This window comes from Pseudomonas kitaguniensis, from assembly GCF_049199985.1.
Lineage (GTDB): Bacteria > Pseudomonadota > Gammaproteobacteria > Pseudomonadales > Pseudomonadaceae > Aquipseudomonas > Aquipseudomonas kitaguniensis.
Window position 1 is genome coordinate 85,598 of the sequence record NZ_JBLZPT010000007.1, and the last position, 14,736, is coordinate 100,333.

The following is a 14,736-nucleotide window of genomic DNA, read 5'->3' on the forward strand; positions in this document are numbered from 1 at the left end:
TTTAAAGGCTGCCGGGGTTATCCCCGGCCCTTGTATTCAATGAGAGGAGGACACTCGCATGACCACCCTGACCCGTGCCGATTGGGAACAACGCGCCAAGGATCTGAAGATCGAAGGCCGTGCCTACATCAACGGCGAATACACCGCCGCTGTTTCCGGTGACACGTTCGAATGCATCAGCCCGGTCGATGGTCGCCTGCTGGCCACCGTTGCGAGTTGTGACACCGCCGACGCTCAGCGCGCGGTGGAAAATGCGCGCGCTACGTTTGATTCCGGCGTGTGGTCGCGCCTGGCGCCGGCCAAGCGCAAGGCCACCATGATCCGTTTCGCCGCGCTGCTCAACGCCAACGCGCAAGAGCTGGCGCTGCTCGAAACCCTCGACATGGGCAAGCCGATCAGCGATTCCCTTGGCATCGACATTCCAGCCGCTGCCAACGCCCTGGCCTGGAGCGGCGAAGCCATCGACAAGATCTACGACGAAGTCGCGGCCACGCCGCACAACCAACTGGGCCTGGTGACGCGCGAACCGGTCGGTGTGGTTGGCGCGATCGTGCCGTGGAACTTCCCGTTGATGATGGCGTGCTGGAAGCTCGGCCCTGCGCTGTCGACGGGTAACTCGGTGATTCTCAAACCGTCCGAAAAATCCCCGCTGACTGCCATCCGCATCGCGGCCCTGGCCGTTGAGGCCGGTATTCCAAAAGGCGTGTTGAACGTGCTGCCGGGCTACGGCCACACCGTGGGCAATGCACTGGCGGTGCACATGGACGTCGACACCCTGGTGTTCACCGGCTCCACCAAAATTGCCAAGCAACTGTTGATCCGTTCCGGCGAGTCGAACATGAAGCGCGTATGGCTGGAGGCCGGCGGCAAAAGCCCGAACATCGTGTTCGCCGATGCGCCGGACCTGCAAGCTGCGGCCGAATCCGCCGCCAGCGCCATCGCCTTCAACCAGGGTGAAGTCTGCACCGCAGGTTCGCGCTTGCTGGTGGAGCGGTCGATCAAGGATAAATTCCTGCCGTTGGTGATTGAAGCACTCAAGGGCTGGAAGCCGGGTAACCCGCTGGACCCTGCGACCAACGTTGGTGCATTGGTGGATACCCAGCAGATGAACACCGTGCTTTCGTACATCGAGTCCGGCCACGCCGATGGCGCCAAGCTGGTTGCCGGCGGTAAACGTACGCTGGAAGAAACCGGCGGTACTTACGTTGAGCCGACGATTTTCGACGGCGTGACCAATGCCATGAAAATCGCTCAGGAAGAGATCTTCGGCCCGGTTTTGTCGGTGATCACTTTCGACAGCGCCGAGGAAGCGATCCAGATCGCCAACGACACCCAATACGGCCTGGCCGCAGCGGTGTGGACGGCGGATATTTCCAAAGCGCACCTGACCGCCAAAGCCTTGCGTGCTGGCAGCGTGTGGGTCAACCAATACGATGGCGGCGACATGACGGCACCGTTTGGTGGCTTCAAGCAGTCGGGTAACGGTCGCGACAAGTCGCTGCATGCGTTCGACAAATACACCGAGCTGAAGTCGACCTGGATCAAGCTGTAAGCATCCCGCAGTAGAAGCGAGCCTTTGTGCAGCCTTCGTGGTTAACGGAGGCAGCTCCCAGGATCAACGCGATCAACAGCGCTTTTGTGGGAGCGGGCTTGCTCGCGATGCAGGCACCTCGGACCATCAGGTACACCGAGTTGATGCCATCGCGAGCAAGCCCGGCTCCCACAGTTGATTTGCATTCGGGTCTAGAGCATGCGCTCCAGGCCGACGCTGGTGGCGAACCAGGCGTTGAACCGGCGCCACCAGTTGCCCGGTTCGCGGCTCAGCGTGTGCAGTTGGCCGTTGTCCTCGGTGACCCACACCACGTGGCCGTCCTGCAATTTCGCTTGGTAGCTCAAGGCCGGTGCCATGCCTTGCAGCGCCAGGTTGCGCACGTGTTCCGCCAACTCCGGGCTGTCCACCAACACACCGACCTCGGTGTTCCATAACACCGAGCGCGGGTCGAAGTTGAACGAGCCGATAAACGACTTCGTCCGATCAAAAATCATCGCCTTGCTGTGCAGGCTGGAATCCGAGCCGTGCAACGCGCCGCGACGAAACAGGTGCGGGCCGCTGCCTGCGCTCGGGTCGCCGGGTTGGCGGCGCAATTCATAAAGCTTCACCCCGTGCTCCAACAGCGCCTTGCGGTACGGCGCATAACCACCGTGCACGGCCGGCACATCGGTGGCTTCCAGGGAGTTGGTCAGCAAGCTTACCGACACGCCCGCATCGGCACGCCCGGTGAGGTACACAAGCCCAGGCTGGCCGGGGACGAAGTACGCCGAAATCATGATCAGCTCATGGTTAACGCCTGCAAGCTCTGGCGCCAGTTGGGTGGTCAGCAGCAGGCGCGGGTCCGGCTCTGCGGTGGCCAGTACCTTGCTCGGTGCATCCCACAGAGCTTGATTCCAGGCCCAGATCAGCTCGCGGCGCCAGGTGCCCATGCGTGGTTGGGTCTGGTAGGTGCGCAAGCGGTTATACAGGGCGTGGTTTTGCTGGCGTGCTTGCGCCAGTGAGGTTTGCAGGCGCACGCGTGCAGCGGCGAGGTCGCCTCTGGACGGCGCGCTGGAGACAAAGTCGTCGATAGGCTTGCTGAGTGCACTGTTCCAGTATTGATCAAAACTGTGCCCGAGCTGCTCGGCCACCGGGCCTACGCTGAGCATGTCGATGTCGGTGAAGTTCAGGTTGGGCTCGGCGTCGAAATACTCGTCGCCCAGGTTGCGCCCGCCAACAATGGCCACGCTGTTGTCCGCCAACCACAGCTTGTTGTGCATGCGCCGGTGTTGCAGCGACAGGTTGAACAAACGGCCCATGGCCCGCGTTGCGCCAGTGCTGCGGCCCAAGTGCAGTGGGTTGAACAGGCGAATTTCGATGTTGGGATGGGCGGCGAGGGTGGCGATGACCTGATCGAGGCCGTCGCTGGTGGTGTCGTCCAGCAGGATGCGCACACGCACGCCGCGGTCAGCGGCCTTGAGCAGTTCGTCCACGAGCATGCGCGTGCTGATGCCGTCGTGGACGATGTAGTACTGCAAGTCGAGGCTGCTTTGCGCGTTGCGGATCAGTTCGGCACGGGCCATAAACGCTTCGCTGCTGTTGGGCAGCAAGCGAAAGCCCGAGCGCCCTTGATACGGCGCCGCCTGCGCCTGAATCGAGCGGCCGAACGAGGAGTGCGACGCGGGCAACGCGTCGCTGGGGATGCGCGGTGCATCGACCGTCGCACAGCCGCCCAGCGCCAGTGCTGCCAACAGGAAAAACGGTAAAAGCCGTCGAATCATCAAGGGCGCTGCTTCCGGGTCAGGGCGATTGTCGGCATATGACGGCGAATTCCGGGGAAAGGTCAGTCTGCAACCTCGGCGAGCATCTTTATCGCCGCTGCGCCGACCTTGCGCACAGCCTCTTCGATCTGTGCGTTGGGCTTGGCGGCGTAGTTCATGCGCAGGCAATTACGGTACTTGCCCGAGGCGGAAAAGATACTGCCCACCGCCACTTGTACGCCTTGTTCCACCAGCACGCGGTTGAGCTTGAGGGTGTCGAAGCCCTCCGGCAACTCGACCCACAGCATAAAACTGCCCTGCGGTCGGCTGGCACGCGTGCCTGCCGGGAAGTAGCGGCTGACCCAGTCGAGTATCAAGTCACGGTTGCGCTGGTACTGGGTACGCATGCGCCGCAAATGCGGTTCAAAGTGGCCGTTTTTAAGAAACTCGGCGATGGCGATCTGCGGCTGTGTCGCCGTGGAGCCGGTGCTGATGTATTTCATGTGCAGCACCCGCTCAAGGTAACGCCCCGGCGCTACCCAGCCAATGCGCAGCCCGGGCGCCAGGGTTTTCGAGAACGAGCTGCACAGCAGCACCCGGCCGTCTTCGTCGAAGGATTTGATCGTGCGCGGGCGTGGGTAGCTGTAGGCCAATTCGCCGTACACATCGTCTTCGATAATCGCCACGTCAAAGCGCTGAGCCAGGGTCAGCAGCGCACGCTTGCGCGCCTCCGGCATGATGTAGCCCAGCGGGTTGTTGCAGTTGGGCGTCAGTTGGATGACCTTGATCGGCCACTGTTCCAGGGCCAGCTCCAGCGCTTCCAGGCTGATACCGGTGAGTGGGTCGGTGGGGATTTCCAGGGCCTTCATGCCCAGGCCCTTGAGGGTTTGCATGGCGCCGTGGAAGCTCGGCGAGTCGACGGCAACAATATCGCCCGGCTCGCAAATCGCGTGGATGCTGGCGGAAAGCGCCTCGTGGCAGCCGGTGGTGATGACAATGTCGTCGGCCGTCAGTTGGCACCCCGAATCGAGTGACAGTCGCGCAATTTGCTCACGCAACTCCATACAGCCGAGGATGTTGTCGTAATACAGCCCCGGCAGATCCTGGCGACGGCTGACACGCGCCAGGCTGCGCAACAGGGGTTTCAGGGTCGGCGACAATACATCCGGCATGCCTCGGCCCAACTGTATGACGTCTTTGCGCGGCACCGCGCGAATCAGTTCCAGCACCAGGTCCCATTGTGAGATCTCCACCGGGCGCTGCGCCGGGCGGCCGACTTCCGGTAGCGCCGGCAGCTCACGGCCGACCGGCACGAAATAGCCGGACTTGGGCTTGGGCGTCGCCAATCCGTTGTCTTCCAGCAACCGATAAGCCTGTTGCACGGTGCTCAGGCTGACCCCGTGTTCCACACTCAACGCCCGCACAGAGGGCAAGCGATCACCGGGGCGATAAAACCCTTGTTCGATGCGAGTGCCCAATAATTCGGCGAGGTTGACGTAGAGGGTCATGGCGATAGCTCCTGAAGAACCAGTACAGATAGGCGGAAAATACACGATTCAGCCGACCATGGGCAGCGTCTGTATGGATTTAATATAGGTATGTTGGATCTGTAATGGTTTTGCCCGCGCGCTCATTCTGGTCACTCATGGCAACAAGCGAATAAGGGCGGCGAAAATGAACGGCATCAGCGATGTGCGGTTGGCATTACACGGTCAAGAACTGGAAGCGGGGCAGGTGCGGGCGATGTCGGCGCTGTTTAGCCGCCGCTGGAATCTGTTCTGGCGGCGCCACCATACGCGCAAAGCCTTGCTGGGCTTGACCGCGGAGCAATTGCGCGATGTCGGGCTGAGCGCCGAACAAGCGCGCCAGGAAGGCTTGAAAGCCTTCTGGCGCGGCTGATTACCGCCATTCTTTGAGTCGGTGCCAGAGCATGCCCAGCGCCAGCAGCGGCGAACGCAGATGTTTGCCGCCGGGAAAGGTGAGGTGCGGCACTTTGGCGAACAAGTCGAAGCGGCCTTGCTGTTGGCCGCTGATGGCTTCGGCCAGCAGCTTGCCCGCCAAGTGTGTGGCATTCAGGCCATGGCCGGCGTAGGCCTGGGCGTAATACACATTGGGCTGGTCGGCCAGGCGGCCAATCTGCGGCAAACGGTTGGCACCGATGCCAACCATGCCGCCCCACTGGTAGTCGATCTTTACCTCGGCCAGTTGTGGAAACACCTTGAGCATTTTCGGGCGCATGTAGGCGCCAATATCCTGCGGATCACGCCCGGAATAGTGGCAGGCCCCGCCGAACAACAGGCGGCGGTCGGCAGACAAGCGGAAGTAATCCACAGTGACCCGCTGATCACACACGGCCATGTTCTGCGGCAACAAGCTGGCGGCCTGGGCTTCGCTCAACGGCTCGGTGGCGATGATGTAGCTGCCGGCGGGTAGCACTTTGCCGCTCAACTGCGGGTTCAGGTCATTCAGGTAGGCGTTGCAGGCCAGCACCAGGGTTTTGGCGCGCACGTTGCCAAAGGCGGTGTGCACATTGACTTCGGGGCCGTAGTCGATACGCGTGACCTCGGACTGCTCGAACAGCTTCACGCCTAATTGCAGGGCGGCAGCGGCTTCGCCGAGGGCCAGGTTCAAGGGGTGCAAATGGCCGGAGCCCATGTCGATCATGCCGCCCACATAGCGTTCGGAACCGATCACGCTGCTCATCTCGTCGGCCTGCAGCAAGCGTATTTGGTGACGATAGCCGAGGCTACGGAGTTCTTCGGCATCTTCGGCCAAGCCATCCATATCGCCGGGTTTGTTGGCCAGGTCGCAATAGCCCCACGTCAGGTCGCAAGGGATCTGATAGCGCTCGACGCGCTCGCGCACGATTTCTACGGCTTCCAGGCCCATCAACTTAATCTGGCGTACGCCGTCGGTGCCGATAACTTTGGCAAACTGGTCGAGGCCATGGCCGACGCCGCGAATCAACTGGCCGCCATTGCGGCCGCTGGCGCCCCAGCCGATCTTGCGCGCCTCCAGCAACACCACGCTGAAGCCGCGCTCGGCGAGTTCCAACGCGGTATTAAGCCCGGAATAACCGCCGCCAATCACGCACACATCGGCGCTTATCTCGCCCTTTAATGCCGGGTGGTCGGGGTGTGCAACGCGGCTGGCGGCATAGTAGGAAGCGGTGTGCTGGGCGCTGGCGGTCATAGGGAGCATCCCTGTTTGGAAAATTTGACGCAGGATACAGCGGTCGGGCGAAGCTGTCTCATCCAGGCTTTTTGCGGCAGAATCCACGCCTATTCGTTGTTCGGTACGTGTTTCGATGAGTTGCAACAGTCAGAAAATCAGCGCGCTGCGCCGACAGATTCCTTCGTTCGAGTGTGTTCCGGGTTGCCACGACTGCTGTGGGCCAGTGACCACTTCGCCCGAAGAAATGTCGCGCCTGCCACGTAAGACCGCCGCCGAGCAAGAAGCCGCAATGGACGCGCTGAACTGCGTGCACCTTGGCCCTGAGGGCTGCACCGTGTACGACGAGCGCCCGCTGATCTGCCGGCTGTTCGGCACCACCAAAACCTTGCCGTGCCCAAATGAACGGCGGCCGGTTGAACTGATTCACCCGCGGGTGGAAAAGCAGATCCACGCGTACATGGCGAGCACCCGGCAGGTGCTGGTGTAGCCGTTTGTGATGGGGCTGCTTCTATCAAACTAAAAATAACCTATTGTTTTTGCTATTAAAATTTACTTAGGTTTGTGGCTTTGGTTTTGAGTGCATATCCGTTATTGAGTTTATGGCTTATATCGCTTTCGCTCTTACAGCGAGTTACTTTTGAAAGGCCCGGAAGCCGGCCCAGCCAAAAGGTCCTTGCCCCACCACTCGGTGCCTCGCTTAGGCTCGGCATGCCCACTCCGTAATATCTGCGTTCGGCCATCGTGGTTTAACGGGGCGCCTTTAGATCAAAATCAAAAGCAGGCGGCCTGAAAGCCGACCCAATCTCCCAAGCAGAATGCATTCAAACTGTGGGAGGGGGCTTGCTCCCGATGGCGGTGTGTCAGTCAATTCATGTATCAACTGTAAAACTGCTATCGGGAGCAAGCCCCCTCCCACAAAAAGCAAAAAAAGCAGATCTGCCGTGTATGCAAAACCCGCCCTTGATCTGCTTCAACCACTCAGGTCGGCTTTCAGGCCGCCGTGCTCTTGCTCTTGATCTTTGTGATCTTGATCTAAGAAGCGCCCCGTTAAACCACGATGGCGGCCCACGGATTCAAGCCTGTGTGCGGGCATGCCGAGCCTAAGCGAGGCACCGAGTGGTGGGGCGAGAGCGTTTTGGTTACTTTTGACTGGGCCGGCTTCCGGATCTATCAAAAGTGACTCGCTGTAAGAGCGAAACCGATACAAGCCATCACCCAAATAACGGATATATACCCAACCTGAAAAACACCCCCGAACCAGCCCGATGCGCAATAGCGCCACATCAAAGATGCAGTGGGGCCTCCCACAATTCACTGAGTTCAGTCAGTCCGGGATCGGCAGGTTCAAGCTCTCCTTCACTTCCTCCATCACGATATAGCTCTTGGACTCGCGCACGTGGGGCAGCTTGAGCAGAATATCGCCGAGCAATTTGCGGTATGAGGCCATCTCCGAAATCCGCGCTTTCACCAAGTAGTCGAAGTCTCCCGACACCAAGTGGCACTCCAGCACATGCGGCAGTTTCAGTACGGCGCGGCGGAACTCTTCAAAGGTGTCGCCGGATTTGTAATCGAGGCTGATCTCGACGAATACCAGCAAGCTGCCCTTCAAATGCTGCGGATTGAGCCGCGCGTTGTAGCCCATGATGATCCCTTCGCGCTCCAGCCGGCGGACCCGCTCGGTGCACGGCGTGGTCGACAGCCCAACCTTTTCCCCAAGCTCGGTGAACGAGATGCGCCCGTCGGTTTGCAGGATGCGCAGGATATTGCGGTCGATCTTGTCCAGCTCCCGCTTGGTCTGGGTGTTGGTACGCATAGGGGATACGCCTCTGTGAAAAGGGTTTTTGCCGAGAATTGTCGCCAAATATAGGCAGTTATATAGTGAAATGCACTGCCAATTGCTTTTTATACTGCGCCTATCATTGCTCTAACAACACACGTCAGCGGCCACGCCGCGATGAGGGTCTGAAAATGCGCGTTCTGGTCTTGGGTAGCGGCGTCATTGGTGTGACCAGTGCCTATTATTTGGCGCGGGCCGGCTTTGAAGTTGTTGTGGTCGACCGTCAGCCCGCCGCTGCCATGGAAACCAGTTTCGCCAACGCAGGCCAGGTCTCGCCGGGTTATGCGTCGCCATGGGCCGCGCCGGGCGTGCCGCTTAAAGCGTTCAAATGGTTGCTGCAGCGCCACTCGCCGCTGGCGGTCAAGCTGACCGGCGATATCAATCAATACCTGTGGATGGCGCAGATGCTGCGCAACTGCACCGCCAGCCGCTATGCGGTCAACAAAGAGCGCATGGTGCGCCTGTCCGAGTACAGCCGCGATTGCCTCGACGAGTTGCGTGCCGAAACCGGCATTGCCTACGAAGGCCGCAGCCTGGGGACTACGCAACTGTTCCGCACCCAAGCCCAATTGGATAACGCCGCCAAAGACATCGCCGTGCTGAAAGAATCCGGCGTGCCGTTTGAGCTGCTCGATCGGGCCGGTATTGCCCGCGTCGAGCCGGCTCTGGCCAGCGTCACCGACATTCTCGCGGGTGCCCTGCGCCTGCCGAATGACCAGACCGGCGACTGCCAGATGTTCACCACGCGCCTCGTGGGAATGTGCAAGCAGTTGGGTGTGGAATTCCGCTTCGAGCAGAACATCCAGCGCCTCGATTACGCCGGTGACCGTGTCAACGGCGTGTGGATCGACGGCACGCTGGAAACTGCCGACCGCTACGTGCTGGCCCTCGGCAGCTACTCGCCGACGTTGCTCAAGCCGTTGGGGGTCAAGGCGCCCGTTTACCCGCTCAAGGGGTACTCGTTGACGGTGCCGATCACCAACCCGGCGATGGCGCCGACTTCGACCATTCTCGACGAGACCTACAAGGTCGCGATTACCCGTTTCGACAATCGCATCCGCGTCGGCGGCATGGCTGAGATAGCCGGTTTTGACCTGTCGTTGAACCCGCGTCGACGTGAAACCCTGGAGATGATCGTCAACGACCTTTATCCTCAGGGCGGTGATTTGACCGAGGCCAGTTTTTGGACCGGCCTGCGCCCAACCACACCCGATGGCACGCCAATTGTCGGTGCTACCCCGTTCAAAAACCTGTTTCTGAATACTGGCCACGGTACGCTCGGCTGGACCATGGCCTGTGGCTCTGGTCGTTTGTTGGCCGACCTGATTGCGAAAAAAACGCCGCAGATCAGCGCCGAAGGCCTCGATATTTCCCGCTATGGCAACCACCAGGAGTCCGCACACCATGTCAATCCAGCGCCAGCTCACCAATGAGCGCATGAGCCAGCTCGTCGTTCACAGCGGTACCGTGTACTTGGCAGGGCAAGTCGGCGACGACATGAGCGCCGGGATTGAACAACAGACCCGTGAAACCCTGGTCAATATCGAGCGTTTGTTGGACTTGGCAGGCACTGACAAAACCAGGCTGCTCTCGGTGACCATCTACCTGAAAGACATCGACGCCGATTTTGCCGGGATGAACGCGGTGTGGGACAAATGGCTGCCCAAAGGCGTGGCTCCGGCGCGTGCCACGGTTGAAGCCAAGCTGTGCGAACCAGAGATTCTGGTAGAGCTGTCGGTCGTGGCCGCGCTGCCTTAAACCCTTACCCCTTCCGCGGCGCCGACCTTATTGGTCGGTGCCGGTTTTTCTTCACTTTGCCGCCTAGAAGCCTGCCGCCATGCGTCCTGCCCGTGCCCTGATCGACCTCCAAGCCTTGCGCCACAATTACCGATTGGCGCGTGAAGTTACGCGCGCCAAAGCCCTCGCCGTGGTCAAGGCCGATGCCTACGGCCATGGCGCGGTGCGTGTGGCCCAGGCGTTGGAAGCCGAGGCCGACGGGTTTGCGGTGGCGTGCATCGAGGAAGCATTGGAGCTGCGTGCGGCCGGTATCCGCGCGCCAATATTGCTGCTCGAAGGTTTTTTTGAAGCCAGCGAGCTGCCGCTGATCATCGAGCACGATCTGTGGTGCGTGGTGCATTCGTTGTGGCAGTTGGACGCGATTGAGCAAACCCGGCTGAGCACGCCGCTGACCGTGTGGCTCAAGCTCGATTCGGGCATGCACCGCGTCGGCCTGCACCCCAAGGATTACCAAGCGGCTTATCAGCGCCTGCTGGCCAGCTCGAAAGTGGCCAAGATCGTTTTGATGAGCCACTTCGCCCGCGCCGATGAGCTTGATTGTGTGCGCAGTCATGAACAAGTGGCGGTGTTTGAGGCGGCGCGCCAAGGCTTGTCGGCCGAGGTAAGCCTGCGCAATTCGCCGTCGGTGATGGGCTGGCCGGGTGTGGCCAGTGACTGGGTGCGCCCGGGCATCATGCTCTACGGCGCCACGCCGTTTGGCGACGAACAGGCGGTGGCCGAGCGCTTGCAGCCGGTGATGACCCTGGAATCCAAAGTCATCTGCGTGCGCGAACTGCCGACCGGCGAGCCGGTGGGCTACGGTGCCAAGTTCATCACCTCAAAACCGATGCGTATCGGCGTGGTTGCGATGGGCTATGCCGATGGCTACCCGCGTCACGCACCCACAGGCACGCCGGTGCTGGTGGCAGGGCAGCGCAGCCAATTGTTGGGGCGGGTGTCGATGGACATGCTGTGTGTCGACCTGACCGACCTGCCGCAGGCCGGCCTCGGTTCCACGGTGGAGCTGTGGGGCAAAAATATCCTTGCCAGTGATGTCGCCGCCGCCGCCGAGACCATCCCTTACCAGATCTTCTGCAACCTGCGCCGCGTGCCGAGGCTCTATTCCGGCGCTTGAGAGTCGCGTACGAGCGGGGCCGGCCAGGATTTAGGCCAAGGTGTTGTAAATACTGAACGCTGTCGCCATGATAACGCTCAATTACAACAAAGCCTGAATCCTAGGAGGCTCCTGCATTGGACGTCGGCGAACGACTGCAATCCATCCGTAAACTCAAGGGTCTTTCCCAGCGTGAGCTCGCCAAGCGCGCGGGTGTCACCAACAGCACCATTTCGATGATCGAAAAAAACAGTGTCAGCCCCTCAATCAGCTCCTTGCGCAAGGTGCTGGGCGGCATTCCCATGTCGATGGTCGAGTTCTTTTCCGAGGAGATCCTCCAGGAAAAACCGACGCAGATCGTCTACAAAGCCAATGAGCTGATCGACATCTCTGATGGCGCCGTCACCATGAAACTGGTCGGCCGGGCGCACCCTAGCCGTGCCATCGCGTTTCTCAACGAGATTTACCCACCGGGCGCCGACACGGGCGTAGAGATGCTCACCCACGAAGGCGAAGAAACCGGGATTCTGGTGGAAGGCCGCCTGGAATTAGTGGTGGGTCTTGAGACTTTTGTGCTTGAAGCGGGCGATAGCTACTACTTTGAAAGCACCAAGCCGCACCGTTTCCGCAACCCGTTCGACGTGCCGGCGCGACTAATCAGCGCAGCCACACCCGCAAATTTTTAAGCATAGAGGCGCCCTGCCAGCGTTGTAGAGGCGCCCGCGGCCGTATTTGGTGGCGCTTAATGTCCCTTTGTTTAATAGGGTTGTTTCGGCCGAGCGGGCTACCCGCTATACTCTCGACGCCTGTGAAACCGTGGCCGCAGGCGTGAATAGCCACCATGAGGGTGAACGCGTGAACCTGATTATGAAAATGCTGGCTGCACCAGCAACCTTACTGGCCCTATGGGCTGTCAGCGCTCAAGCTGCGACCAATGATGAGATTGCCAAGCGTTTGGAGCCTGTTGGCCAAGTCTGTGTTCAGGGCCAGGAATGCAAAGGGATGGACGTTGCCGTGGCTGCGGGCGGCGGCGCTGCAAAAACGCCGGACGAAATCATCGCCAAACACTGCAATGCCTGCCATAGCACCGGCCTGCTGGGCGCGCCGAAAATCGGCGACACCGCCGCCTGGAAAGAACGCGCCGACCACCAGGGCGGCCTCGATGGCATCCTGGCCAAGGCGATCACCGGTATCAACGCCATGCCACCCAAAGGCACCTGCGCGGATTGCTCGGATGACGACCTGAAAGGCGCCATCATGAAGATGTCCGGCCTGTAATCTGCCGCTCTTCCCCAAAAATGCCGCTTACGAGCGGTTTTTTTGTGCCTGCGTATCTCGCCTTTAGTAAGGTTTCGCGGCTGTTCATTGCAGCAAAGACCTGCCACTTTCTGTCCAACCCCTAATAATGGAATGTTCAGGAGGGTCGGATGGTGCAGTTGTGTTCAATCGAGCAAGCAGTTGACGACGTACTGGCGCGTTTGCCGGCGCATATCCACATGGGTATGCCCTTGGGCCTGGGCAAGCCCAACCTGTTCGCCAATGCGCTGTACCGGCGCATCGCCAAATTGCCCGAGCGGGCGCTGACGATTTACACCGCGTTGAGCCTGGGGCGGCCGGAATTGGGCGATGGTGTGCAGAAACGCTTTCTCGAACCCTTTATCGAACGCGTCTTCGGCGATTACCCCGAGTTGGATTTTCTCGCCGACCTGCACAACGACAGCCTGCCCGCCAACATCCGCGTGCAGCAATTCTTCATGCAGCCGGGCAGCCTGCTGCATAGCGTGTCGGCGCAACAGGATTATGTGAGTAGCAACTACAGCCATGCGGCGCGCGATATTAACGCCGCCGGCCTGAACCTGGTGGCGCAACTGGTTGCCAGCAGCAGTGAACATCCTGATCGCCTGAGCCTGAGCTGCAACCCCGACATCACCCTCGACCTTATGCCGATGATCGCCAAGCGCCGCGAAGCGGGGGAGACCATCCTGATCGTTGGCCAGGTTCACACCGATTTGCCTTACATGCCGGGCGACGCCGAATTGGGCATGCACGAGTTCGACTACCTGCTCGACGAAAAGGACAGCTCCACGCTGTTTTCTACGCCGAACATGCCGGTGGGCTTTCAGGATCATTTTATCGGCCTGCATGCGAGCACCTTGGTACGCGACGGCGGCACGTTGCAAATCGGCATCGGCTCGATGGGTGACGCGCTGACCGCCGCATTGCTGGCGCGCCAGGCCGATAACGAAGCCTATCGCTTGCTGCTGACGGATCTGGACGTGTATCAGTGGGCGCCGCTGATCAGTCGAGAAGGCGGTGTCGCGCCCTTTGCGCGCGGCCTGTATGGCTGCAGCGAAATGTTCGTTAACGGCCTGCTGGTATTGGCCGACGCCGGTATTATCCGGCGCAAGGTCTACCCGGACGTGGCGACTCAAGAGCAGGCCAACGCCGGCACCCTGGATGATGCAGCACAACCCGACGGCGTCTCGATTCATGGCGGCTTCTTCCTCGGGCCACGCAGTTTTTACCAGCGCTTGCAGGAAATGACTCACGCCAAGCGCCTCGAATTCAACATGACCCGCATCAGCTACATCAATGAGCTGTACGGTCAGGAAGAGCTCAAACGCCTGCAACGCCTGGACGCGCGATTTATCAACAGCGCGATCATGGTGACGTTGCTCGGCGCAGGCGTTGCGGACCAGTTGGAGGATGGTCGCGTGCTCAGCGGCGTGGGCGGGCAGTACAACTTTGTTGCCCAAGGCCATGCATTGGAAGGCGCACGCTCGATCCTTATTCTGCGCAGCTGGCGCGAGTCGGAAGGCGACGTCAGTTCCAATATTGTTTGGGAGTATGGTCATTGCACCATTCCTCGGCACTTGCGGGACATCGTTATCACCGAATACGGGATTGCGGATCTGCGTGGGCAAACGGATGCCAAGGTCATTGAGGCGTTGCTCAATATCACCGACTCCAGGTTCCAGGACGAGTTGATCGAGCAGGCGCAAAAAGCCGGCAAGTTGCCCAAAGACTTTCAACTCGACCCGCGCTTTGCCGAGAATACGCCGGAGCGCCTCAAGGGCATTCAGGCGCGGCATCGTCGATTGTTTCCCGAGTATCCGCTGGGCACTGACTTCACGGATGAGGAGCGGGATCTGTTACGGGCGCTGAACTGGCTCAAGCGCAAATTCAAGCTGACGGAGATTTTGGAACTGGGCAAGGCGGCGCTGGATGCACCGGAACCCGAAGCGTTCCCAGAGCATCTGAAGCGGATGCGCCTGGATAAGCCGGAAGGGCTGAAAGAGGATTTGTATCAGCGCCTGTTGCTCGCCGGCCTGCAAGCCACCGCGCACTGACAAGCCATAGACCGGGCACAACACTGGTCACACTGGATGTCCAGTGCAGCCAATAAACCTGGCACAACGGTCCCGCACTGTATTTTCAGTGCAGCCAATAAACCTGAAACAGCCCGGTCACTGTGGGAGGGGGCTTGCTCCCGATGGCGGCATATCAGTCACTCATGAATCGACTGACACACCTTCATCGGGAG

13 protein-coding genes are annotated in these 14,736 nt (G+C 60.2%); 9 read left to right on the forward strand and 4 right to left on the reverse strand.

Annotated features, from left to right (window positions below; genetic code table 11):
* The first annotated feature begins 58 nt into the window (after positions 1-58).
* Complete coding sequence (locus tag ACOZK9_RS11865; protein WP_099236670.1) at positions 59-1,552, forward strand: aldehyde dehydrogenase; 1,494 nt, start codon at positions 59-61, stop codon at positions 1,550-1,552.
* Positions 1,553-1,743: 191 nt separating this feature from the next.
* Here the strand turns inward: ACOZK9_RS11865 and ACOZK9_RS11870 are convergent, their stop codons facing one another.
* Positions 1,744-3,312, reverse strand: coding sequence for a phospholipase D family protein (locus tag ACOZK9_RS11870; RefSeq protein WP_421555890.1), 1,569 nt, complete (start codon positions 3,310-3,312; stop codon positions 1,744-1,746).
* Between the two features lie 62 nt (positions 3,313-3,374).
* Positions 3,375-4,799: an aminotransferase-like domain-containing protein gene (locus ACOZK9_RS11875; protein ID WP_421555891.1), complete on the reverse strand. Its 1,425-nt coding sequence runs from the start codon at positions 4,797-4,799 to the stop codon at positions 3,375-3,377.
* Between the two features lie 166 nt (positions 4,800-4,965).
* Here ACOZK9_RS11875 and ACOZK9_RS11880 point away from each other — a divergent pair, with 166 nt between their 5' ends.
* Positions 4,966-5,190, forward strand: coding sequence for a DUF1127 domain-containing protein (locus ACOZK9_RS11880; protein WP_421555892.1), 225 nt, complete (start codon positions 4,966-4,968; stop codon positions 5,188-5,190).
* Here ACOZK9_RS11880 and ACOZK9_RS11885 read toward each other — a convergent pair whose 3' ends face one another.
* Positions 5,191-6,483 carry an NAD(P)/FAD-dependent oxidoreductase gene (locus tag ACOZK9_RS11885; protein WP_421555893.1) on the reverse strand — a complete coding sequence of 431 codons (1,293 nt, stop codon included), beginning with the start codon at positions 6,481-6,483 and terminating at the stop codon, positions 5,191-5,193.
* Positions 6,484-6,598: 115 nt separating this feature from the next.
* Here ACOZK9_RS11885 and ACOZK9_RS11890 point away from each other — a divergent pair, with 115 nt between their 5' ends.
* Complete coding sequence (locus ACOZK9_RS11890) at positions 6,599-6,952, forward strand: YkgJ family cysteine cluster protein (protein WP_058415702.1); 354 nt, start codon at positions 6,599-6,601, stop codon at positions 6,950-6,952.
* A gap of 837 nt (positions 6,953-7,789) precedes the next feature.
* Here the strand turns inward: ACOZK9_RS11890 and ACOZK9_RS11895 are convergent.
* The gene (locus tag ACOZK9_RS11895) at positions 7,790-8,278 is read right to left on the reverse strand and encodes an Lrp/AsnC ligand binding domain-containing protein (RefSeq protein ID WP_003176896.1); all 489 of its coding nucleotides are present in this window, start codon (positions 8,276-8,278) and stop codon (positions 7,790-7,792) included.
* 155 nt (positions 8,279-8,433) lie between these two features.
* Here ACOZK9_RS11895 and dadA point away from each other — a divergent pair, with 155 nt between their 5' ends.
* From dadA to ACOZK9_RS11925, 6 genes are all read left to right on the forward strand, one after another.
* Positions 8,434-9,735 carry a D-amino acid dehydrogenase gene (gene dadA, locus ACOZK9_RS11900; RefSeq protein WP_058413837.1) on the forward strand — a complete coding sequence of 434 codons (1,302 nt, stop codon included), beginning with the start codon at positions 8,434-8,436 and terminating at the stop codon, positions 9,733-9,735.
* Positions 9,707-10,060, forward strand: coding sequence for a RidA family protein (locus ACOZK9_RS11905; protein ID WP_058413836.1), 354 nt, complete (start codon positions 9,707-9,709; stop codon positions 10,058-10,060). Before dadA ends, ACOZK9_RS11905 begins: the two co-directional genes overlap by 29 nt.
* A gap of 79 nt (positions 10,061-10,139) precedes the next feature.
* Positions 10,140-11,213 carry an alanine racemase gene (gene alr, locus ACOZK9_RS11910; RefSeq protein WP_122251805.1) on the forward strand — a complete coding sequence of 358 codons (1,074 nt, stop codon included), beginning with the start codon at positions 10,140-10,142 and terminating at the stop codon, positions 11,211-11,213.
* A 116-nt stretch (positions 11,214-11,329) separates the two neighbouring features.
* Positions 11,330-11,878, forward strand: coding sequence for a cupin domain-containing protein (locus ACOZK9_RS11915; protein WP_058413834.1), 549 nt, complete (start codon positions 11,330-11,332; stop codon positions 11,876-11,878).
* 181 nt (positions 11,879-12,059) lie between these two features.
* The gene (locus ACOZK9_RS11920) at positions 12,060-12,470 is read left to right on the forward strand and encodes a c-type cytochrome (protein WP_122251810.1); all 411 of its coding nucleotides are present in this window, start codon (positions 12,060-12,062) and stop codon (positions 12,468-12,470) included.
* Positions 12,471-12,619: 149 nt separating this feature from the next.
* A complete protein-coding gene (locus ACOZK9_RS11925) occupies positions 12,620-14,542 on the forward strand; it encodes an acetyl-CoA hydrolase/transferase C-terminal domain-containing protein (RefSeq protein WP_421555894.1) in 1,923 nt (640 codons plus the stop codon).
* Positions 14,543-14,736: the final 194 nt, after the last annotated feature.